This is a genomic window from Bacillus sp. SD075 (assembly GCF_017355165.1).
Lineage (GTDB): Bacteria > Bacillota > Bacilli > Bacillales > DSM-1321 > Peribacillus.
In genome coordinates, this window is record NZ_JADILK010000009.1 from 96,596 (window position 1) to 119,334 (window position 22,739).

25 protein-coding genes are annotated in these 22,739 nt (G+C 40.8%); 10 read left to right on the top strand and 15 right to left on the bottom strand.

Annotation, left to right across the window (positions count from 1 at the left end; genetic code table 11):
* Positions 1-35 precede the first annotated feature (35 nt).
* Positions 36-1,226, bottom strand: a complete 1,191-nt coding sequence (locus IOC57_RS09375; RefSeq protein WP_207438480.1) for a glycine C-acetyltransferase — start codon at positions 1,224-1,226, stop codon at positions 36-38.
* A 373-nt stretch (positions 1,227-1,599) separates the two neighbouring features.
* Here IOC57_RS09375 and IOC57_RS25820 point away from each other — a divergent pair, with 373 nt between their 5' ends.
* Positions 1,600-1,731: a hypothetical protein gene (locus tag IOC57_RS25820; RefSeq protein ID WP_309487691.1), complete on the top strand. Its 132-nt coding sequence runs from the start codon at positions 1,600-1,602 to the stop codon at positions 1,729-1,731.
* Between the two features lie 257 nt (positions 1,732-1,988).
* Here the strand turns inward: IOC57_RS25820 and IOC57_RS09380 are convergent, their stop codons facing one another.
* The gene (locus tag IOC57_RS09380; RefSeq protein WP_207438481.1) at positions 1,989-2,168 is read right to left on the bottom strand and encodes a hypothetical protein; all 180 of its coding nucleotides are present in this window, start codon (positions 2,166-2,168) and stop codon (positions 1,989-1,991) included.
* An 89-nt stretch (positions 2,169-2,257) separates the two neighbouring features.
* Between IOC57_RS09380 and IOC57_RS09385 the strand changes: the two genes are divergently transcribed.
* On the top strand, positions 2,258-3,157 hold the full coding sequence (locus tag IOC57_RS09385; protein WP_207438482.1) for a 3-hydroxyacyl-CoA dehydrogenase: 900 nt from the start codon (positions 2,258-2,260) through the stop codon (positions 3,155-3,157).
* Positions 3,158-3,328: 171 nt separating this feature from the next.
* Here the strand turns inward: IOC57_RS09385 and IOC57_RS09390 are convergent, their stop codons facing one another.
* The 5 genes from IOC57_RS09390 to IOC57_RS09410 all read right to left on the bottom strand — a co-directional run bounded on the left by IOC57_RS09390 (position 3,329) and on the right by IOC57_RS09410 (position 7,509).
* The gene (locus IOC57_RS09390; protein WP_207438483.1) at positions 3,329-3,850 is read right to left on the bottom strand and encodes a YehS family protein; all 522 of its coding nucleotides are present in this window, start codon (positions 3,848-3,850) and stop codon (positions 3,329-3,331) included.
* Between the two features lie 117 nt (positions 3,851-3,967).
* Positions 3,968-5,353, bottom strand: coding sequence for a 23S rRNA (uracil(1939)-C(5))-methyltransferase RlmD (gene rlmD / locus IOC57_RS09395; protein ID WP_207438484.1), 1,386 nt, complete (start codon positions 5,351-5,353; stop codon positions 3,968-3,970).
* Positions 5,350-6,234, bottom strand: a complete 885-nt coding sequence (locus tag IOC57_RS09400) for a DNA-3-methyladenine glycosylase family protein (RefSeq protein WP_207438485.1) — start codon at positions 6,232-6,234, stop codon at positions 5,350-5,352. The genes rlmD and IOC57_RS09400 overlap by 4 nt, the downstream gene beginning before the upstream one ends.
* A 122-nt stretch (positions 6,235-6,356) precedes the next feature.
* The gene (gene pdaA, locus IOC57_RS09405) at positions 6,357-7,142 is read right to left on the bottom strand and encodes a delta-lactam-biosynthetic de-N-acetylase (RefSeq protein WP_207438486.1); all 786 of its coding nucleotides are present in this window, start codon (positions 7,140-7,142) and stop codon (positions 6,357-6,359) included.
* A gap of 181 nt (positions 7,143-7,323) precedes the next feature.
* A complete protein-coding gene (locus IOC57_RS09410) occupies positions 7,324-7,509 on the bottom strand; it encodes a hypothetical protein (RefSeq protein WP_207438487.1) in 186 nt (61 codons plus the stop codon).
* A 111-nt stretch (positions 7,510-7,620) separates the two neighbouring features.
* Between IOC57_RS09410 and IOC57_RS09415 the strand changes: the two genes are divergently transcribed.
* Positions 7,621-7,758 carry a hypothetical protein gene (locus tag IOC57_RS09415; protein WP_207438488.1) on the top strand — a complete coding sequence of 46 codons (138 nt, stop codon included), beginning with the start codon at positions 7,621-7,623 and terminating at the stop codon, positions 7,756-7,758.
* A gap of 48 nt (positions 7,759-7,806) precedes the next feature.
* On the opposite strand, the gene IOC57_RS09420 is transcribed toward IOC57_RS09415, so the two are convergent.
* Entirely contained in the window at positions 7,807-9,375 is a 1,569-nt protein-coding gene (locus IOC57_RS09420; protein ID WP_286184673.1) for a fumarate hydratase, read from the bottom strand.
* Between the two features lie 304 nt (positions 9,376-9,679).
* Entirely contained in the window at positions 9,680-9,865 is a 186-nt protein-coding gene (locus IOC57_RS09425) for an SE1561 family protein (protein ID WP_034305661.1), read from the bottom strand.
* Positions 9,866-10,015: 150 nt separating this feature from the next.
* On the opposite strand from IOC57_RS09425, the gene yfkAB reads away from it, so the two are divergent.
* Positions 10,016-11,143 (top strand): radical SAM/CxCxxxxC motif protein YfkAB, encoded by a 1,128-nt coding sequence (yfkAB, locus tag IOC57_RS09430; protein WP_207438489.1) that lies wholly within the window; start codon positions 10,016-10,018, stop codon positions 11,141-11,143.
* A 33-nt stretch (positions 11,144-11,176) separates the two neighbouring features.
* On the opposite strand, the gene IOC57_RS09435 is transcribed toward yfkAB, so the two are convergent.
* On the bottom strand, positions 11,177-11,989 hold the full coding sequence (locus IOC57_RS09435; protein ID WP_207438490.1) for a YfkD famly protein: 813 nt from the start codon (positions 11,987-11,989) through the stop codon (positions 11,177-11,179).
* Positions 11,990-12,458: 469 nt separating this feature from the next.
* Entirely contained in the window at positions 12,459-13,514 is a 1,056-nt protein-coding gene (gene cax, locus IOC57_RS09440; protein WP_396020792.1) for a calcium/proton exchanger, read from the bottom strand.
* A 188-nt stretch (positions 13,515-13,702) separates the two neighbouring features.
* On the opposite strand from cax, the gene IOC57_RS09445 reads away from it, so the two are divergent.
* Positions 13,703-14,869, top strand: coding sequence for an MFS transporter (locus IOC57_RS09445; protein WP_207438491.1), 1,167 nt, complete (start codon positions 13,703-13,705; stop codon positions 14,867-14,869).
* 276 nt (positions 14,870-15,145) lie between these two features.
* A complete protein-coding gene (locus IOC57_RS09450) occupies positions 15,146-17,119 on the top strand; it encodes a heavy metal translocating P-type ATPase (protein ID WP_207438492.1) in 1,974 nt (657 codons plus the stop codon).
* Positions 17,120-17,350: 231 nt separating this feature from the next.
* On the opposite strand, the gene IOC57_RS09455 is transcribed toward IOC57_RS09450, so the two are convergent.
* Entirely contained in the window at positions 17,351-18,190 is an 840-nt protein-coding gene (locus tag IOC57_RS09455) for a YihY/virulence factor BrkB family protein (RefSeq protein ID WP_207438493.1), read from the bottom strand.
* A gap of 16 nt (positions 18,191-18,206) precedes the next feature.
* Entirely contained in the window at positions 18,207-18,590 is a 384-nt protein-coding gene (locus IOC57_RS09460) for a YtxH domain-containing protein (RefSeq protein WP_207438494.1), read from the bottom strand.
* A 231-nt stretch (positions 18,591-18,821) separates the two neighbouring features.
* Here IOC57_RS09460 and IOC57_RS09465 point away from each other — a divergent pair, with 231 nt between their 5' ends.
* The 4 genes from IOC57_RS09465 (at position 18,822) to IOC57_RS09480 (ending at position 21,166) form a co-directional block, all read left to right on the top strand.
* Complete coding sequence (locus tag IOC57_RS09465; RefSeq protein ID WP_034305672.1) at positions 18,822-19,046, top strand: DUF1128 domain-containing protein; 225 nt, start codon at positions 18,822-18,824, stop codon at positions 19,044-19,046.
* 97 nt (positions 19,047-19,143) lie between these two features.
* Positions 19,144-20,409, top strand: a complete 1,266-nt coding sequence (locus IOC57_RS09470; RefSeq protein WP_207438495.1) for a molybdopterin molybdotransferase MoeA — start codon at positions 19,144-19,146, stop codon at positions 20,407-20,409.
* Positions 20,397-20,912, top strand: a complete 516-nt coding sequence (gene mobB, locus IOC57_RS09475; RefSeq protein ID WP_207438496.1) for a molybdopterin-guanine dinucleotide biosynthesis protein B — start codon at positions 20,397-20,399, stop codon at positions 20,910-20,912. The genes IOC57_RS09470 and mobB overlap by 13 nt, the downstream gene beginning before the upstream one ends.
* Positions 20,913-20,923: 11 nt before the next feature.
* Positions 20,924-21,166: a DUF2164 domain-containing protein gene (locus tag IOC57_RS09480; protein WP_207438497.1), complete on the top strand. Its 243-nt coding sequence runs from the start codon at positions 20,924-20,926 to the stop codon at positions 21,164-21,166.
* A 40-nt stretch (positions 21,167-21,206) separates the two neighbouring features.
* On the opposite strand, the gene map is transcribed toward IOC57_RS09480, so the two are convergent.
* Entirely contained in the window at positions 21,207-21,953 is a 747-nt protein-coding gene (map, locus tag IOC57_RS09485) for a type I methionyl aminopeptidase (protein WP_207438498.1), read from the bottom strand.
* Positions 21,954-22,059: 106 nt separating this feature from the next.
* Entirely contained in the window at positions 22,060-22,575 is a 516-nt protein-coding gene (locus tag IOC57_RS09490; protein WP_207438499.1) for a type 1 glutamine amidotransferase domain-containing protein, read from the bottom strand.
* Positions 22,576-22,739 lie beyond the last annotated feature (164 nt).

Here is a 22,739-nt window from a genome sequence, read left to right on the forward strand (position 1 = left end):
CTCCCCATGATTTAAACTCTGAAACATGCAATCTCTTATATGATTGACATCTCTTTTCCTACTTTTTCATAAATGGCAATTGCACGATCCAGCATCTCTTCTGTATGAGCGGCAGTAGGCATATTCCTCACTCTTCCTGTACCCTTAGGAACGGTAGGGAATACGATGGATTTAGCATAAACCCCTTCTTCATTCAGCCTCTTACTGAATTGCTGCGTTTTTGCTTCATCTCCTATAATGCAAGGCGTAATCGGTGTTTCGCTCTCCCCGATATCAAACCCTAATTCTTTTAGGCCTTTTTTCAAATAATCGCTGTTTTCCCACAGCTTATTTTGAAGTTCTGAGCTATTCATCAAAATATCGATGGCTTCTATACTAGCTGCAACTGCTCCCGGTGTGGCAGCCGTTGAAAATAAAAATGGACGGCTTCTCACCTTTAACCAATCAATCAAATCTTTCTTTCCTGCTACATAGCCTCCAACAACACCAATGGCTTTGGATAATGTTCCAATTTGGAAATCCACTTTATCCGATAACCCAAAATGTTTTACCGTTCCTGCACCATTACCTAACACGCCCGAACCATGAGCATCATCAACATACGTAATTAAATCGAACTCTTCGGCAATCTTCACAATTTCAGGAAGTCTGGCAATATCCCCATCCATCGAGAAAACTCCATCGGTAATAATCATGACTTTGTTATACAATCCGGACTCCTTAGCTTGACGTGCCTTTGTCCGTAAATCGTCCATGTCGGAATGGATAAAGGGAATAATTTTCGCCTTGGATAATCGGCATCCATCAATGATTGAAGCGTGATTCAGTTCATCTGAAAGAATGGCATCATGTTTATCCATCACTCCTGAAATCGCTGCCATATTACAGTTAAATCCAGATTGATAAGCAATGGCTGCTTCTGTATGTTTAAATTCAGCAAGCTTTTCTTCTAATTTGACGTGAATATCCAATGTGCCGTTAATCGTACGAACGGCACCGGCTCCGACACCATATGTTTTCGTCGCTTCTATGCAAGCCTCTATTAATCGTCGATCTGTCGCTAAACCTAAATAGTTATTTGATGATAAATTAATTAACTCCCTGCCTGCAATGGTGATTACCGGACCGTTTGGACCTTCCACCGGATCTATAACGTTGTAAAGCCCCTTTTCTTTTAAATCTTCTAAATTTTCTTTCAAAAATCGATTTAATATTTCACTTGACATTATATATGCCCCCTTATTGATGGTTGGAATAAATGAAGGATCTTTATATGTTTTACACCTATTTAAAAAATATTGTATTTTTTCTTTTTTCCAAAAACACACGCGTCTTCCCCAAAAACACACTAAGCATTAGCGTAAATCCCTTTATACTAAGAGTTATAACAATCATAATAATAGATAAATTTATCGTTGTCCATATTGTACGGACAAATATTTTTGAATTTTTTTAGCTTCCCAATCAACATCCGCCTAAAATACGCTGATATCAACGGAAATAAGAAGAGAATATCAACATCAATTTTCTAGGTGAATGTTGTTTTATCTTCTGGTTTTTGGAGATCTTAACAAATAACCACGACTAAGGAGGGGTATAGTGAAAACAGAAGACGAAAAAACCTCAGAAGGCTTAAATGAGATTTTTGAGATTATCAATGCAAAAGGTGACATTGGGGAATTAAAAGAAATCATCCAAAAATCCAATGAACAAACAAAGGAAGACAAGTAAACCAAGGGGATTAATCATCCTCTTTTTTATCTGTTTTACATTGTACTAATGGACGCTTAAGTCCATTACAACATAAAAAAAAAGAGCTGCTGATTAGCTCCTGATATTGAAGTTACGTTCACGTAAAAAGAAATCAAAAAAGTTATGCACATTATCAGTAGGAAAATTAAAAAATTAAGGATTTTCCCTATTTCCTTCTTCCCTTATCCACACCTTGTGCACAACCTTATTTAGTTGAAAATTCAAGCCAGCTCCCTTCAGTGATGCAGACTTAAATTCACATATTGATGCACCTTTTTCACTCCGCTAAATAAAGGACCATCTGAATGATTGTTTTCCCCAATTACCAAACCCGTCTGATAGGTCAAATATTGACCATAATGATTATTTAGCAATAACTCATCCACAGAGTAAAGTAAGTTGGGGATTTTATCCATTAGAAACACCGATGATGAAGCATATACAGGCCACTATAAGTAAAATAACTAACAAGTAGAGATATCCAATGAAATAAAGGAGAATGACTATGGATTATAAAAATATCACGATTGCCGGCAGCGGTGTTTTAGGAAGTCAAATTGCATTTCAAACCGCATTCAAAGGATTCAACGTATCTGTATATGACATCAATGATGAAGCATTGGAACGTGCAAAAAATAGGATCACTAATTTGAAGCCATATTATAAAGAAGACATAGGCGCTAGGGAGGAAGATTTCAATTCTGCAAATGCCCGCATTTCTTTCCACAGTGATTTATCTGCGGCAGTTGCCGAAGCTGACCTTGTGATTGAAGCGATTCCAGAAGTGGTTCAAATCAAAACGGATTTTTACACAGAGTTAGGAAAAGTTGCTCCTGAAAAAACAGTTTTCGCTACGAACTCTTCTACATTATTACCAAGCCAATTTGCCGAAGCGACAGGCCGTCCAAAAAAATTCCTGGCTTTACACTTCGCTAATGAAATCTGGAAAAACAATACGGCAGAAATCATGGGACATCCCGGAACGGATAGTAAGGTGTTTGATGAAGTGATTCATTTTGCAAAAGCGATTGGAATGGTTCCTTTGCCTTTACATAAAGAGCAGCCAGGCTATATTTTGAATTCCTTATTGGTTCCTCTTTTGGATGCTGCCCAAATGCTCTTATTAAAAGGAGTGGCTGATACGGAAACCATTGATAAGACATGGATGGTCGCAACAGGGGCACCTCTTGGACCTTTCGCCATTTTAGATGTGGTAGGAATCAATACCGCTTATAATATTTCACTTGCAAAAGCGAAAGCGACAGGTGATCCAGAGGTTGAAAAGTTGGCTAACTTATTGAAAACAGAATATATCGATAAAGGGAAAATCGGAAGAGAAGCAGGAGAAGGCTTCTATACATATCCCCACCCCAGTTTCGCAAGACCAGACTTTTTAAAAGGTTAATGAACTTGTAAGAACGTGCAGAAGGTCTCTTAGGGATGCCTTCTGTTTATTTACTATTCCTCACTTTTCTATGCCACCAAAAACGTTCATACGCAAAGAAAAAGACCCTGATTTCAACGAAGTCAAGGTCTAATTGTAATGATGTGCATGATAAAAACATTTATTGAATCCTTATCCCCTATATTTCAAAGCTAATCCTTTTAAGAAATTCCTGGCGTATCGATCCCCGCACTCTTTATAATTCCTATGGCCCACTTTTCTTAATATAGCGCTTAATTCCCCTTTGGTTATCATGACTCCTGCTTCCTCCAAGATATCAATCATATCCTCACTGGTTAATGTCAAAGCTATTTTCAGTTTCTTCAGAAGGATATTATTCACACTTTCCTTATTCTTCACAACCGATGCCTGATTTTGAGGCTGACCAGGTTTTGGCTCTTGTCTCCCTCTTTTAAAAATGATCAAGCCATTTAAAAAGGATTCTAACATCATGTTATTGCATTTTATTCCATCTTCATCTTCATCCATATCATCGTCGTAATCATCGTAGTCATCATCTTTTGTTTTTGTGAGCATCTGCATGACTTCATCTCTTGTCACTTCAATCTCCCCAAGTTTAAATATCTCTACCATGTCTTTATTTTTTATATCCAGCGCATATCTTAATCGAATTAATATATCATGATTATGCATCCAAAAACCTCCTATGTATTTCTCGATTGTCACAGTACCTTCATTATTTCACAAATGGATGGAAATAAACACAGGTGAAAATCCGGGAACCTTATACAGATTCCCGGATCCTCCTGCTTATTCTTTAATCAGCTTCAACGAGGTAACTACTTCCACATGGCTCGTCTGCGGGAACATGTCCACCGGCTGCATGTTTTCAACGCTATAGGAACTGCTTAGTTCTTGTAAATCCTTTGCCAATGTGGATGGATTACATGATACGTACACAATGGTTTTCGGTTTGACTTGCAAGATTGTCTGCAGTAAAGATTGATCACAGCCGGATCTTGGCGGATCGACGACCAGTACGTCCGGTTTCCAACCTTCTTTGGTCCAGCGTGGAAGGATGTTCTCGGCTTTGCCTGTTTCATAATATACATTGTTTCGTTTATGTTTTTTGGCATTTTTCTTGGCGTCCTCAATGGATTCTTTAATGACGTCCATTCCTCTGACTTCCCTGGCATTTTCAGACAGCCATAGCCCAATGGTTCCGACACCGCAATAAGCATCAACCACTTTTTCAGTGCCGGTTAAGGCTGCTGCTTTTTTCACTTCATCATATAAGCGAACTGTTTGGACCGGGTTAAGCTGGAAGAATGTTCGGGCTGAAAGTTCGTATGATAGGTCACCCAATGTTTCGTTGATGACTTTTTCACCTGCCAGGTGAATCGTTTTTTCGCCAAAGATAAGTGATGTTTTCTGGTTGTTGATGTTTTGAACGATCGATTTCACTTCTGGCAGTTGGTCCTTAATTTGTTTAAGCAACTGTTCCTTTTGTGGAATTTCCTCTGCCCCTGTAACAAGGACAACCTGTACTTCACCTGTTTCAAAGCCTACCCGTGTAATGACTGTACGGATAACACCTTTTCTTTTTCTTTCATTATAAATCGAGATGTTCAGGTTCTTTAGTATCTTTTTCACTGTACGGGTTACTTTATTTGTTGCCTTATGCTGTACAAGGCAATTCGGGATATCGATCAGTGTATGGGAATTCAAGCCGTAAAGGCCAGCTATCAATTTGCCATCTTTTTGGCCTACTTGGTACTGACTTTTATTGCGATAATTCCAAGGATCTTCCATACCAATCGTTTCATTTACATTTAATGAATCAACCGGTAATTTCGAATGACGTTCCATCGCTTGAATGACGATATCACGTTTTTCAATAAGCTGCTGGTCATAGCTTAAATGCTGTAACTGACATCCGCCGCATTCAGCGTAAACCGGACATGGCGCTGCAATGCGATGTGGTGATTCTTTACGGATGGTTTTTATTTTCGCCTCGGTGAAGTTTGGCTGAACCTTTGTGACTAAAGCTACAATTTCTTCACCAGGCAATGCTCCTGGGACGAAGACGACTTTCTTTTTGAAATAACCGACTCCCTCTCCGTTAATGCCAAGCCGTTTAATCGTTAGGGGAAGGGTTTGATTCACTTCTAGTTTTGTATCTTGAATGTTTGTCATTTCTTTTCACTCCGTTTTTCAATGCTTCTCCACAAATAGAGGGAAGCGTAGCTTAGATATGGCGCCCATTTCACACTATAGGACTCCATTTCTTCTTGGGTTGGCTTTTGCGGTAAGCCATATAATATTTTCAAGGCATTTTGAATGCCAATATCGGCTTTAGGAAATAGGTTCGGCCGGCCCAGTCCAAAAAGCAGGAAGTTTTCAGCCGTCCATCTACCGATACCGCGTATTTTTATTAGTGTATCCATAACCTCTTGATCGGATAGCTTTTCCGTTATATCAAGGTTGAGATGGCCCTGAATGATCTGCTCGGAAAGTCCGATGACGTATTCCGCTTTCCGGCCACTGAATTGAATGGCTCTTAATTGCTCGATTTGAAGTTGGGCGGTTGTTTCCGGTGTTGGATAAAACCAGGCACCTTCCGTCTGGTACCCGAAGGTTTTAACGAATCGTTCCGTGAGCGTATGAGCAAAGGATAAGTTCAATTGCTGATGTATGATGCATTTGACGAGGCAACTATAGTAATCGAAGTCCAGGACTATGGCAGTACCGCGGTGCTCTTCGAAGATTTCCTGCAAATCGGATTCCCGGAAATGCCGGGAAACGCCTTCTAATGGCTGATGCCAATGAAAAATCTTTTTTAACCGTTCGATTGCTTTTGACTTGTACACCTCTGAATGACCTTTGATGATAAAAGATGGTTCATCGATATTTCCAATTGCCTGAACCTGCAAAACAATTGGTTCTCTTTCTATATAAAGCGGAACTTTTACCGTCCTGTTAGTAAAATCAACTACCTGTAGAGGGTCTAACGATAATCGTTCGAGAACTAGATCGAAATTATAGGGTCCTTGAACCAGTAATTTTTCCGTCCACACAAGCGATCCATCCTTTAGCAGTTTTCCACGTATTATAGCATGTTTCCTGAAATATTACTTGAAATTGAGGAGAATGGATAAAAGCGGGACCTGAGTTATCACTACAGGACCCGCTTCTCATTTTAATAAAGCATTCGGTTCGGCAACTGTTTCTCAATCATTAAATCATCAAGGCTGCTGAATGTGTACCCCTGTTTTTCAAGATCCGTCAGAATCGAATCCAACGCTTCCGCATTATCCTTCGATACGGTATGCAGTAATAAAATCGCACCGGGATGAATCTGTTTAAGCACTTCATCGTGTGCGAAAGCGGCACCTTTTTGTTGATCCACAATCCAATCTTTATAAGCCAGTGACCAGAAAATGTGGTAATACCCTTCTTTTTTTGCAATCCTCATTGTTCTCTCATTAAATATCCCACGAGGAGGCCTTAAGTAATTCATTCCCTTTTGCCCCGTTAATTTTTCCGTTGCCTTTTTTACCCGTTCAAGCTCCTTGCTTATCACATCGTCCGTCACACTGGTCATATCCGGATGATTCCATGAATGGTTCCCAACGATATGCCCCTCATTAGCCATACGGATAACCAGCTCAGGTGCCGTTTTTAGATAATGTCCCGTGACAAAAAAAGCTCCAGGAGCACCATGTTTTTTCAGAACATCTAAAATCTGGGCCGTATAGCCATTTTCATAACCGTTATCAAACGTTAAATAAACGACCTTTTTCTTTGTATCCCCTTTATAAATCGCTTCATATTCAGGCAGCATTTCATTGAATTTTTTACCGGCATCGGCAGGTGTCCCATTTTTCCCTTTATTGAAACCCCAGTTATAGGATTCTGCAGCAACTGGATTAGCCAAAGAGCATATCAAGCATATAAAAGCGGTTAAAATCACCATTTTTTTCATTGGAATATCCCCCATGTCCTTTTTTCTTATTGTTTGGAACATGAAGATTTATATGCATGATATTGTAAAGGTCGAATTTTCGCTCCGTGGGTCGAATTAAGGTCACGTCTATCCCGACAAATCCTTATCACACGCAAAAAAAGGCCTTTCCTCCGAAAAGGATTGGCCCTCCATGTTTTGTTTATCCTTTAAATAACGCTTGTGCCGCCTTCCAAATAATGGCGATAGCAAAAATGAGAACGATTACAATTCCAACTACGTCTAGGAATGTTTCAAGACCGGAGAAAATCGTGTTTGCCACAGGAAGTTGGATGAAAGCAAAACCAGTTAACATGGCGATAAAGAATAAGATGTAGTTATTCTGCATGAAAATCCCCCCTTTCTCTTCTAATGTATGTGCGACCTTTCCAAAAGATTGTACTTTTTTGAGGTAATTTTCGCCTTTTTTTTCATATACATTTAGCAAGGGGGGAATGAAATGCTGGAATGGGTTATCACATTAGGTTTTGTAGGTTGTCTTGGTTTAGCTGGTGGAGTGTTTGTTCATTTTGTAAAAAGTGGATTGAATTTAGAGGATGCATCAAGGATCGATCCACTGCCGGAAATCGAAGAGTAAGATATGCAAAAGACGCTCAACCGTTGGTAAGCGTCTTTTGCCATACAATTATTTAAATACTGGTTCTTTGAATTGTGCCATTTTTTCCAATGAAGATTGCTGAACGTCTTTATGCAGGCTGTTTCCATGTGAATCCATGGTGACAACGGCAGTAAATCCTTCGACATTCAGATGCCACATCGCTTCTGGAATACCGAATTCGGTGAAGTTTACACCTTCGACGGATTTGATGCAGTCTGCATAATATTGAGCAGCCCCGCCGATTGCATTTAGATAAACGCCGCCGTGTTCACTTAGTGCTTCTAGTGTTTTTGGCCCCATTCCGCCTTTACCGATAACTGCACGGATGCCGAATCGTTTCATGATATCGCCTTGGTATGGTTCTTCACGAATACTCGTTGTTGGCCCGGCCGCCTTCACATGCCATTTGCCTTCTTCGTCCTTCAGCATAACTGGTCCACAGTGATAGATGATTTGTCCATCTAGGTCGATTGGTGCAGGATTTTCAGATAAGTGCTTGTGGATGGCGTCACGGCCCGTATACATTCTGCCGTTAATATGAACTACGTCACCAACTTTTAATTCACGGATTTGTTCTTCCGTGATGGGTGCTTGCAGGATGATTTCACGGGAAGCTTCAATGTCCGATTCTGCAGCAGCTGCCACTTCATCCTTCGCTGCTTTTTCTGCTTCTAGAGCAAAGTCGATTTTCTCGCCTTCTTGATATAACCACTCATTGATTTCGCCTGTTACAGGATTGACTTTCACTCCTAATCGGCGGAACGCCCAGCAGTTGTAAGCAACGGATACAAAAAAGCTTGCAGGAATCCGGTGCATGACACCGATTTTACATCCAAGCAGTGTAGTTTCACCGCCAAAGCCCATCGTGCCGATACCTAATTCATTAGCTGTCTTCATGATGTAATCTTCAAGTTTACGAAGGTCTTCATTCGGATTCACATCTTCATTACTGCGGAAAAGTTGGGCCTTAGCCAGATCATATCCGGATGAACGGTCCCCTCCGATACCAACTCCGATGAAGCCGGCACTGCAGCCTTGTCCTTGTGCTTGGTAGACAGAGTGAAGGACACATTTACGGATTCCGTCCAAATCACGGCCTGCTTTTCCCAATCCTTCAAGCTCCATAGGCAGACTGTATTGGATGTTTTTATTTTCACAGCCGCCACCTTTTAAGATGAGACGGACATCAATATAGTCTTTTTCCCATTGATCGAATTTAATGACAGGAAGACCTTCCCCAAGGTTATCCCCACTATTTTCACCCGATAAAGAGTCAACTGCGTTTGGACGAAGTTTTCCGCCTTTTGTCGCTAAAATGATCGCATTTCGAATTGCTTCTTTTATTTCAAGTTGGTTCACGCCAACTGGAGTTTTTATTTTGAAAGTCGGCAGACCAGTATCCTGACAAATCGGTGATACATTGTCGTCAGCCATTGTAATATTATTTGTGATGGTGGCCAAGCTCAATGCAGAACGAGTACCTGCATTTTCACGTTGTTTTGCACTTTTGACCGCACGACGAACATCCTTTGGAAGATTCGTTGAAGTTTCAACGATAAGACTGTACATACTTTCTTGGAATTTTTGAATATCCAAATTTCTCTTCCCCCTCTTATTTCCCCTAGATTTAATCATTTCCCTGATTCTCTATAAATAGCGAATGATTCAACACCCGTTTTATTATACATCTAACATAATCTTTCGAAAACAAGTAATTATTTTTCTTAATGAACAGCAATTTGGTAAGAAATGATCAAAGCGCCTTAAATAGCACATGAGTCAAATTGCATTTTCAGTCATTTCCAAGATGAAGAATTTGATATTAAAAAGGGATGACGCAGGTTTCTCGTCATCCCTTCATGAATATTAACATTGAAAAAATCATACTATCGAACAGATATTAGTCTTCCCGAGTTTTGAATTGTTCCACTTTGCCTTCCAAATCATCAATCATGCCAATTAAACGGTCAATATCTTCCAACTCCGTATTTTCCGGTTCGATATGATCAAGAACTTCCATGAACATCGTGAGGCGTTCTTTTAAGTATGTTAATTGTTCGTTTTTACCTGTAATGGATTTTCCCATAAGGCACTCTCCTTCCGTTCTTCTTTCATCGTAACGAAATCTGCTTGAAAGTGCAATGCCAAGCTATACATGCAGCTCTCCGCCATTTGACAATTTTTGTCCCCATTGTTCATAATGGGTTAGTGCATTATTACGTAAGGAGTTTTAAACATGTCAATAATCAAGCAAGATCTTTTAACACCAATTACACCCAAGTATGATCCTTGGGAAGCATATATGGACGTTGAACAATATGGAAAGCTCAGCCTCACCAACGTGGAGTTCACCACCACCACCCTTTGCAATATGCGTTGTGAGCATTGTGCCGTCGGTTACACACTACAGCCGAAGGACCCGAATGCACTGCCTCTGGAATTACTGATTCAGCGCCTTGATGAGATCCCTTTGCTTCGCTCGCTCAGCATCACTGGCGGGGAACCGATGCTTTCAAGAAAACAGGTGAAGAATTATGTTTTGCCTCTATTGAAATATGCCCGTAGCCGTGGGGTCCGTACACAAATCAATTCCAATTTGACCCTTGACTTGGAACGGTATGAAGAAATCATTCCTTATTTGGATGTTCTGCACATTTCCCATAACTGGGGAACGATCGACGAATTCATTGATATCGGCTTTGCCATGATGGACCGAAAACCATCTCGGGAACAGCGAAAGAAATTATTTGACAAAATGATCGAAAATTCCCGTGCCCTGACGAAAGCTGGTGTGCTGGTATCTGCAGAAACGATGCTTAATAAACGGACATTGCCTCATCTTGAGCATATTCACAGACAGATCGTCGATGAAATGGGATGTCAAAGGCATGAAATTCATCCGATGTATCCAAGCGATTTCGCTTCGGCACTTGAAACTTTATCATTGGACAGTATGCGTGAAGCGATTCATCATTTACTTGATATCCGTGATGAAAATGTTTGGATGCTTTTCGGCACACTCCCATTTTATCCCTGCAACAATAGTAAAGAGGATATAAAACTGCTGCAACGCCTTTATGGTTCACATAAAGTGACTGTTCGAAATGACCCTGATGGACGTTCACGGTTGAACATCAATATCTTCACCGGGGAAGTGATCGTAACCGATTTTGGTGACGCGCCTACATTGGGGAATATCAAAGACCAGTCCTTGACCGAATCCTATGACACATGGATGAATTCGAAACTGGCCAATGAATTGAATTGCCACTGCCCGGCAGTCAAATGTCTAGGCCCGAATGTTCTCGTCAAAAATGCATACTACCCGAAGGAGGACTTCAGGATTAGGAAGTCAACCATATGAAGAAAAACTCGCCAATCCGGCGAGTTTTTCAATTTACCTGGGTTGCTGCGAGACTGTAAAACTGAATGAAACATGGTCCTGAACCGGTATCCATGCACCGATTCCCTGTGAAGTGATGTTCTTTATTGTAATGGTTCTTTTATTTCCTTTTAGGTTCAAATACACTTCCCCATATGTGACCTTGCCTTTTTCATTGACGGCGGATGCATAACTGGATAAGTAACCAATCCTATTTGAAGCAACATTGTACACTTCATCTTTTTTCGTACCAGCTCCGATGATCGTTTCAAAAGCCAATGGCAAATTCGTTTTCTCAGTGGCTTTTAACAGCATCATCTTTTGAACATCCTCTGCCTTAGGGATTTTCGCTGTCAGACCGCCACTCACTGCCTTCTGACTTTCCTGGACATAACGAATCTTGTATGGAACTTCACCGCCGCGATTATCATAGTAATTCGTATTGATCTTTTGGTATTCCCAGTTTGGTGCCGATTCCGAAGACTCATAATTCAGTGCCCAATGCCCAAGGTAAATTGTCGCCCTGTAACCAAAAGCAAGCGGAGCTTTTGCAATTGCCGATTCATTCAACATATGGATGAGTTCTGGATTTTCAATCTTGATATCCGACGAATCGATCAATTGTTTGGCAAACTTACTCGGCTGCAGCATCGGAAGATCCTGGGTCGGGTTCGGATACGTATTCTCCTTCGCAATATTCAATACGGAAGGTGGGATATTCACCTTATTCGGACTTGCTTTGTCTCCTGGTATATCAGCTGCAAAACTTACATTCGCCTGTATGAAGGCTATTAAGCCAATCATTATAATAAGAATAGTTCTTCTCATGCTGTCGCACTCCTTTTGAGGGGTTCAATCATTTTATTTATAGATTTTGTTTTTAGCCAACATTCTATACATTTCAATCCGATTTCGATTTTGTAATAAATTTGTAAAGTTCAGAATATTTACTTTTCTATTCAAATCGGTTATACTTATTTTACATTATAAAAAGGAGGCGAAATCGTTCATACCTATTAAACCTTCAGGAGGTATGCTTATCGAACAATCCATGACACCCTTTTAAAGGATGACAGAAAACGAATTCGCCTATACTTAAATCTGATGTAAAAGGATGGTGTGACACTCTAGAATATTTTCTCAACTTTTACAAAAGCATGATGAAAAATTTTGGAAGAACTTATGAATGGTAACTTATTAATATAGAAATGACTCTGCTAAATCTAACCTGAGCAGAGTCATTTCTATTTTTAATTTGATAAAAAGAAAGACCTCCCACTTCGGAAGGCCTGCATTCTTATAATAAGTAAAATCCAATTCCCATAATGAAGTAAGCGGCCAATAAGGTAAGGCCTTCAAACCAGTTCGTTTCCCCGTCATTAGAAATCATGATCATCAGAAAGACTGCTGTAACCATTGATATCAGTTCTGGCATTGTGAAAACAAGCGGCATATGCGTTGGATACATTAACGAAATAAGTACGAGTACAGGAGCTACGAACATCGCTACTTGGAGCGTGGAACCAACGGCGATCTCCACTGCGACATCCATTTTATTTTTATAGGCCATTATGACGGCGGAAGCATGTTCTGCCGCGTTTCCTACGATTGCAACGATGATGACACCAATGAATAACTCCGACCATCCGAAGGTTTCCCCTACTTCGCTGAAAGTATGGACAAGTTTTTCCGATACGTACGCAACAGCCAATGTAGCGACAGCAAGTATTATAATTGCTTTTTTCCTGCTCCACTCCGGTACTTCCTCTTCATGTTCCTCGGGTTTCTCCGTATGCTGATATACCCCGCGGTGTGTAACCAATTTAAAGAATAATGCAGCAAGATATAATAAGATCAAAATAATGGAAATTCCGACACTTAGCGACATCGTGCTTGATTCACTCATATTTTGTGTGAATACTTCCGGTATGACGAAGGCTACAATAACTGCAAAAATCATTAGACCTGCATTATGCCTGGCGTCGAATACATTAAATTTCTGCCGTTTGTATTTAGTCCCTCCGACAAAGAATGAAAGTCCCGCCACCAACAATAAGTTTCCTAAAACGGAACCAGTCAAAGACGCCAACACGACACCCACAAGCCCCGCCTTTAAAGAAAAGATGGATATGATCAATTCTACTGCATTACCGAAGGTTGCATTCAAAAGACCGCCAATTCTTGGTCCCATAACGATCGCTAAGCTTTCAGTTGCCCTGCCCATGAAACCTGCAAGTGCCACGATTGTTAAACAATATACTATGAACATGACTACACTCGGCCAATGCAATAATGACCCAATGACAGATAAGGGGACGCCTAACAGGTCAAGCCCTAAAAATATTTTATTCACGATAACTTCTCCTCACAATCCTATAGTTCTTGTAACAAAAACTATCATACATAATCTCCGTACGATGACAAAGGAACATTTTATCATCACTTATCCACTTGTCAATATTTACCCAAATTTCTATTGCTTAATCCTCTTCCTAAGATGTAACATCATGAAGGTATACATTTCTTAGGAGACATGATTTTATGAATAATAAATTGCTTTTTAACGTTTTAATCTTAATTGTCGGCATATCGGGGTTTTCTCAAGGGATGCTTCTGCCGATCATTGCCATCATTTTTGAAAATGATGGCATTAGTTCATCCCTAAATGGGTTTCATGCAGCCTCTCTTTATATTGGAATTCTGTTGATTTCTCCTTTTATGGAAGCCCCACTCCGTAAATACGGGTATAAGCCATTGATATTATTTGGCGGGATAACGGTCATTCTATCACTTGCCTTATTTCCTGTTTGGAAATCATTCTGGTTTTGGTTCGTACTGCGTTTCTTCATTGGAATCGGTGATCATACACTTCACTTTGCTACCCAGACATGGATCACAGCCATTTCACCTATAACAAAGCGCGGAAGGAATCTTGCCATTTATGGACTTTTCTTCAGTCTTGGCTTCATGGTTGGCCCGCTGATGACGAAGCTTCTCGAAATTAATCAGGCTTTGCCTTTCATCATTACATCCATCCTTAGCCTTCTAACTTGGTCCACTGTTTTCCTTATTAGAAATGAGCTTCCTGAACAAGATGATTCTGAAAGTACATCATTCCTTGCCACACTCAAAAGGTTTACGAAAGTGAGCCGCATAGCCTGGGTCGCTTTTTTACTTCCTTTCACATTTGGCGTGCTTGAAGCTTCATTGAATAGCAATTTTCCTGTATCTGCCCTGCGCTCCGGAATCGATTTAACCGCAGTATCCATCATCATTCCGGCTTTTTCTGCTGGGACACTTCTTACTCAGATTCCCTTGGGGATGATCAGTGACCGCTTTGGCAGGCGAAAGACCCTGCTGACGATCCTTTTTTCAGGGTTTACCATATTCACTCTTGCAGGGATTTACTCCTTTTCAGTGGCTGGCCTTTTCATCTGCTTTATGCTGGGCGGAATGATGGTTGGTTCGACTTTCTCGCTGGGAATCAGTTATATGGCAGATCTTTTGCCTCGAAACCTATTACCTGCTGGAAATTTATTATGCAGTATTTTCTTTAGTCTCGGCAGCATCGGCGGTCCATTCTTTGGCGGCCTGGTTATTGAACATATACAAGGTGGGAATTTTTTCTACATGATCAGTATCATGCTTTTCCTTGTCTTCATTTCATTGGCCTTGTTTAAGGAGAAAATGCCTGCTTCAGTTATGTAGTATAGTTTATTATCTGAACTACCTCTTTTATTATTCAATTGGAACGTATTTATCAATAGTGGCTGTAATTGGATAGGCGAACTTTATATTTTTTACTAGATTAGAATCATTCTTCTTTATTTCCGTATAGGATATGTGGTATTATAATAATAACAAAAGGGAAATCAAGTTTATAAACCTTTAAGAACATTGCTGTCATCGCAATTATGGTGGCAGCTTTCATATTTTATCCAGAGAAATGACGTTGATTATCTTTCTCAGTTAGATATCACGCAAATGATAATTCATATCATTTACACAAAAAAAAGAGAGAAAGTGGGAGGGAATCTTTTGACTACAGATACTAAACATTTAACCCAACCGGCTGCATGCAAAACCACTTGGTTGGAAAAAACCAAACCTCATCTAGAACTCATTGCCGCATTATTCAGCGGCTTATTAATAGTATTGGGCTGGGCCCTTTCAAAGAACGGAATGGAGTCCGCTTCCATAGTCATATACTTAGCATCTTTCTTGATTGGCGGGTATGCCAAAGCAAAAGAAGGTATAGAAGATACGATTGCCGAACGGGAATTGAATGTTGAGATGCTGATGATTTTTGCGGCCATCGGTTCTGCGGTCATCGGATACTGGACGGAAGGTGCCATTTTGATTTTCATCTTCGCTTTAAGCGGTGCCCTTGAAACATACACAATGAATAAAAGCCATAAAGAAATCTCGGCACTTATGGACTTACAACCTGAAGAAGCACTGCGTATCACAAACGGATATGAAGAAACCATTTCCGTTTCACAGTTGCATGTAGGGGATCAGATTTTAGTGAAACCTGGTGAGAGAGTTCCTTCAGATGGGAAGATCACAGACGGCCGCACCAATATCGATGAAGCCGCCATCACTGGCGAATCCATACCAGTCAGTAAATCATTGGATGATGAAGTATTTGCAGGAACGGTTAATCTCCGTGGTACGATTACCGTCGAAATCACCAAACCGGCAAGTGAAACATTATTCCAAAAAATCATCACCCTCGTTCAATCCGCTCAAAGTGAAAAGTCCCCTTCCCAGCTGTTCATTGAACGGTTTGAAGGGACTTATGTAAAAGTGGTTTTGACGGTTGTCGGCTTTATGATGTTCGTACCCCATTTCATATTGGGGTGGAGCTGGACCGAAACATTCTACAGAGCGATGATCCTGCTCGTTGTCGCTTCTCCTTGTGCCCTTGTGGCCTCTATCATGCCAGCTACACTTTCTGCCATTTCAAATGGTGCCCGTCATGGCATTTTATTTAAAGGCGGCATCCATCTTGAGAATCTGGGTAATCTGCAGGCAATTGCTTTAGATAAAACCGGTACATTGACAAAAGGAAAACCGGAGGTAACGGATGTCATTATCCGAGAAGATTTAAACGAAGAAGATTTCTTATTTCATATTGCAACTGTTGAAAATTATTCGAATCATCCATTGGCAACATCGATCGTACGATATGCCAAAACGAAATTGCAAAAGGACCTCATTAAACCGGATAACATGGAAGATATCTCAGGTCATGGCGTTCAAGCATACATCAATGGCGTGCTTTGGCAAGTCGGCAAAGCTGATTTCGTCGGCCGCAGTGAAGCAGAAGGATTCAAAAATGGCATTGCACTGACATTGGCTGAACAAGGTAAGACAATCGTTTATGCAAAAGATGATCAAGGGATTGCCGGTATACTCACGTTGAAAGATGTCATGCGTGAAGAAACCATTACTGCCATCGAAGCTTTGAGGAATGAGGGTATCCATACCGTCATGCTGACAGGCGATGGTAAAAAAACGGCTAAAGCGATTGCGGCGGAAAGCCATATTGATGCATATATTGCCGAATGCCTACCCGAAACCAAAGTGATGGAAGTGAAAAGGCTGAAAGAACATTTTGGCACTGTAGCAATGGTTGGGGATGGCATCAATGATGCACCTGCATTAGCAACGGCATCTGTCGGAATTGCAATGGGCGAAGGCACCGATGTTGCCTTGGAGACAGCGGATGTGGTCCTGATGAAAAATGACCTGCCGCGCATCGCGGAAGCAGTCAAATTATCCAAGAAGATGAATCGAATCATCAAACAAAACGTCATCTTTTCACTATCGGTCATCATGATCCTGATAGCATCCAACTTCCTTCAATTCCTAGACCTCCCATATGGCGTCATTGGCCATGAAGGAAGTACAATTCTCGTTATACTGAACAGCTTAAGACTTTTGAGAAACTAAACATAAAAAAGGGAGCCATCTAAGGCTCCCTTTTTTATGAAATTTTCATTTAGTGATATCCGTTCTTACCGTTTGCAGAACCTGATGTTTTATGATTCGAACCTTTTTTTCCTTTTTGCTTTGTGCTGCCATCCTTTTTACTCATGAAAGAACTCCTCCTCTTCAAAAGTTGTCATTTCTTGAATAGTGTCCGCAGCATGTTAGCTTGCTATTACGGGAACTCCAGGAATCTCATACACATTCTGGTTTTTCCTTTTCACTTATGAGCGCATTTATTTCCCCGCCCAATATGATGATGAGTCCTGATATATAAAACCAGACCATTAATACGATTATCCCTCCGAGACTTCCATATGTTGCGGAATAATTTGCGAAGTTCTCCACATAAAATGAAAACAAAAAGGAGGCAAGACTCCATCCTGCCGTTGCAAAGATAGCACCTGGCATTACGGTTATGCATTTCAGTTTTATGTTGGGCGCAATCCAATAAAGGATGGTAAACACAATTAAAAATACCAGCGTACTGATCACCCAGCGAAGTTGGTTCCAAATCGCAAGAAATTCATCGGATTGTCCAATTTCGGCAAATAGGAATACTCCGATCTGTTTCCCGAATACCGGCAGCAATAAAACGACAATAAAAACAAAAATCATCGCTAAAGTAAGAAGAATCGACATTCCCCGGGAAATAAAGAAAGTTCGACTTTCTTTTACACCATATGCATGGTTAAATGCTTTAATGATTGCATTCATCCCATTCGAGGCCGACCATATCGTTCCAATGACACCAAATGACAATAAAGTCCCGTTCGCTTCCATCACTTCAGATAGGTTAGCCTCAATGATTTTCATCGAATCGTCAGGCGCATATGTACGGACGGTGTTTAATATATCTTCTTGGGAAAATGGCAGATAGGCCAATAAAGTGAATAAAAAAATAAGTAACGGAAATAGGGAAAGTAAAAAGAAATAAGACAGCTGTGCGGCAAGCCCTGACACATCATCCACCTGTAACCGTTTTATGAATGTCTTGAAGAATGAGCCTGTCAGCCATTCTTTTTTATTGGCCATACCTCCACCCCATTTTCTAATTTAAGGATGCCTGTTGACTTGAAGGCCCTTCTTCTTCTGCAGCAAAGACTTCCTTCGTCTCCATCACCACTTGGGCAACTTGCGATGGAATGTCTTTCATTTCCTCCACCTTTTGGGAAATGAAAGATACATCATCGGAAATTTTTTCAACAGTGGAACGGACCTTGGATGATGTTTCACTTACTTGTTTAAGCGCCCCATTGGGGTTCTTCACAAATTCTTTCATATTACTCATGCAGCTTTTGCCGTTTTCCAATACAGAATAACGCGTATCCTTATCAAAAAGGCTTATCGCAGCCCCAGCTAACGCCCCAATAAAGACCGCTTGCATAAATTTACTTTTCTTGGCACACTTATATTCTTCTCGAATGTTGCTCATATATTCTCCTCCTCGTCATATATTAGTGATGGATAATGGTAGCTATCTCCATTATACAATGTTTAAAAAAGTTTTTTCCTATCTTTTCCCAAACTCTCTCACTTTAAAACGCGGGAAATGACCAAGTGAATCGGGAATCAAGCTTCATTTCCCACCCTAATATTCATTGACTTCTAGAGGTAATCATGCAAAGATGAAAATAATTTAGGAACGTATGAAAGGATGAGGGAAATGGATTTAACGCAAAACACGGCCGAAAGTGTAGAGTTTATGATCGAAGCAATCAAGGATAAATTAAAAGTGATGAACTTCGGTGCTATCAAATCGACCCATTTTGATATTGAAATGTACGAAGAGCTGCACGATATTTATACAATGGTGATGAAAAAAACGAATTTCAGTGTCCGTGAAATGGAAGCGATCGCTGAAGAACTTGGAAGACTGCGTAATAAGTAAGATTCAAATCCTCCCATACCGGTGAGGATTTTTTTCATTTTCAAAAAAATTCTGCTACATTTGATATAGAAATTGAAAACCGACAGGAGTTGTAAGCATGGTAGAACGAAGAACGCCCATCAGTATTGAAGAAGCAGTAAAAAAAGTGATGAAGCATAAATTAACTGGACATGTTGAACTGATTCCCCTCGAGGAAAGCCATGACCGTTTTTTGGCTCAAGATATAATAGCTACCAATGATGTTCCGCATTTTACCCGCTCGCCATATGATGGATTCGCCCTCAGGTCAAAGGATACGGCTGAAGGTTCCATCAAGAACCCTCTCGAGTTTGAAGTGATCGAGGAGTTGGCTGCGGGTATGGTATCGACTATTCCTGTACAAAAAAATCAAGTGGCACGAATCATGACTGGAGCTCAGATGCCAGCTGAATGTGATGCCGTAATCATGCTCGAGCTTACAAGGGAATTCGAAAAAGACGGAAAGAAATACATATCATTTAAACGCTCACTTAAGGAGGGCGAAAATGTTTCTTTTCAAGGAGAGGATGCAAAGAAAGGCGATGTACTTGTGAAAAAGGGAACAGCGATCAATCCAGGGATCATCGGCTTGCTGGCAACATTCGGTTATGCCGAAGTGCCAGTTGCCATGAAGCCTGTCGTCGGATTATTCGCTACGGGGTCGGAACTTCTTGATGTTAATGAACCGTTGCTGCCCGGGAAAATTCGCAATAGCAATTCACATGCCATCTCCGCCCAAATTCGGAGGGCCGGAGGAGAAGCCCGTTTTTATGGAAAACTTAAGGACGAATTCAACTTAAGTTATGAGGCCATTTCAACTGCCTTGGAGGAAGTGGACCTGCTCATTACAACAGGAGGAGTTTCTGTCGGTGATTTTGACCTTCTACCGGATATTTATCAAAAGATAGGCGCTGATGTTTTATTCAACAAGGTGGCCATGCGCCCCGGCAGTGTGACGACCGTAGCGGTATATAATAACAAATTTTTATTCGGTTTATCCGGCAATCCATCCGCCAGTTATGTCGGCTTTGAACTATTTGCAAGACCGATCATTCGCACCATGCTGTTTTCGGAACAACCGCATTTGCGAAAAGAGACGGCACAATTGGCAGAGGACTTCTTAAAACCCAATCCATTCTCACGTCTGCTGCGGACCCGATTATTTTACGAATCCGGACAGTTGAAGGTAATTCCTAGCGGTGTGGATAAATCCAATATTACAACAAGCTTGGCAGGTGCCAATTCACTGACCGTCTTACCCGGGGGGACCCGTGGTTTCCAAACCGGGGATTTCGTGGACATCCTGCTTCTAGATGACCAAGAAGGATGCAAATGGCCTTGGTGAAGCCGTTTATTTTTCAGGTGGTTGGCTACCAAAATAGAGGAAAAACGACATTTATAACGAATATTATCAAAAAGCTTCGTGCAGCAAAATTAGAGACAGCCGTTTTAAAACATCATGGACATGGAGGAAAACCAGATGTCACAGGCATGAAGGATTCCGATAAACACTTTCAGGCAGGGGCGGCCGCTTCACTTGTTGAAGGAGATGGAACAATTGAGTTGCTCGGTAATTTCAAAGGGGAAGCCCCTATCACTGAGTTGATTCAATTACTGTGTCTATTTCTCCCTGATGTGATTTTAATTGAAGGCTATAAGCAAGAGGACTATCCTAAGGTCATTTTAATCAAAGAAGAAAGTGACCTTCTGTTATTGGAACGGCTTACTAATGTCAAAGCTGCAGTGGCTTGGCCTGAATGCATGGAACGAACCAGGAATCACGCTTCAGTACCCGTCTTTCCTTTGGATTCGGATCAATTCATTACATGGTTTTTAGAACGAATATGAAGGAGTGCACAATGTTCATTCAATTTCCCATAGAAAAACGCCGTAAGATGATCGAAAGTATCCAACAATATGTATATCAGGAACATGACAAGGAAATCGGAGAAATCGCTGCTGAAAATCACTTGCAGTTCATTTTCGAAAATATTGCTCCCTTTATTTATAATGAAGGTATCAAAGATGCTAAAAAAGTCATTGAGGACAGATTAGGAAATATCGAAGAAGATTTGTATTCATTGGAACGTCCAATTGATTAAAATGAAAAAACAGCATCATAATCGATGCTGTTTTTTATGTTCATTGTTCGGTCAGAATAAGCGGACCGTTTTTCGTAATGGCAATCGTATGCTCGTATTGAGCCGAGTATTTCCCATCTGCAGTGGATGCCGTCCATCCATTCGCACTCCGGCTTGCTTTATATGTACCTACGTTTACCATTGGCTCGATGGTGAATACCATGCCTTCCTTAAGACGCGGACCTTTATTTGGCAGTCCATAATGCGGAACCTGCGGCTCTTCATGAATGACATTTCCTATCCCGTGTCCGATGAAATCACGAACGACAGAGAAGCCCTCGGCTTCAACATACGTTTGTATGGCATGACCAATATCTCCAATCCGATTTCCTTCTACACATACTTCAATCGCCTTATATAAAGATTCCTTCGTCACATGCACTAAATGTTCGGTTTCCTTTGAAACCTTACCTACCGTATACGTCCAGGCAGAGTCAGCAAGGGCCCCATTATAATTGACGACCATATCTATCGTTACGATATCTCCATTTTTCAAAGGGGTCTTACGAGGGAAACCATGACAGATTTCTTCATTGATGCTGGCGCATGTCGCATACTCATACCCTTTGTAACCCTTTTGTTCCGGCTTTGCACCATGTTTTTTTAAGAACCCTTCAACAAATTCTTCTATTTCCCATGTTGTCACCCCAGGAACAATCAACTTTGCAATCTCCCTATGACAAGCTGCCAAAATTTTACCCGATTCATGCATCGCTTGAATTTCACGTGCAGATTTTAATACGATCAATCGTGACACTTCCTTTTTTATTCGTCTCTCCTTTTATTTTACTGCAAAGATGGAAGTATATGAATCCTTTAAAATGAAAAATCCCGGCAGCTGCCGGGATTTTTCATTAATTCAATAGATTGAGCGATTCCCGGTTAAATGCCGGAAGATCTTCAGGTGTCCTGCTGGTCACAAGCTGGTTGCCACAAACCACTACCTCTTTGTCCAAATATGTGGCACCTGCATATTCCATATCGACTTTAATGGATGTATATCCTGTTGCGTGGCGTCCTTCAAGTGTTTTGGCTGTAATCAATAACTGCGGTCCATGACAGATTGCAAATACAGGTTTTTTATCATCCATGAACGATTTGGCGAAAGATACGAAGCGTTCGTCGGCACGCAGTTGATCAGGCGAGAACCCACCTGGGATGAATAATGCATCGAAACTTTCTGGTTTCACCGAGTCGATGCTTTCATCAATTTCTACTTCTACCTCCCCTTGTTTACCTTTAACAGTTTTCCCTTTTGTCATTTCAATCGTCGTTATCGTATGGCCGGCTTCCTCAAATGCTTTTGCCGGTTGACTATACTCCGAGTCCTCAAACATATTCGTTACTACACATGCGATATTTTTACTCATAATCATCCATCTCCTCATTTTTTGATTGAATGAACTTACTTTGTACCTTATATATGTTCCCTCTGCCACCATAGATAAAACACATAATTAAAGTTTGTCCCTTTTGTTATGGGTAAATCACCTCTATATTTCCCTTTTCGGCGGTTGCTGTCCGCCTTTTTAAA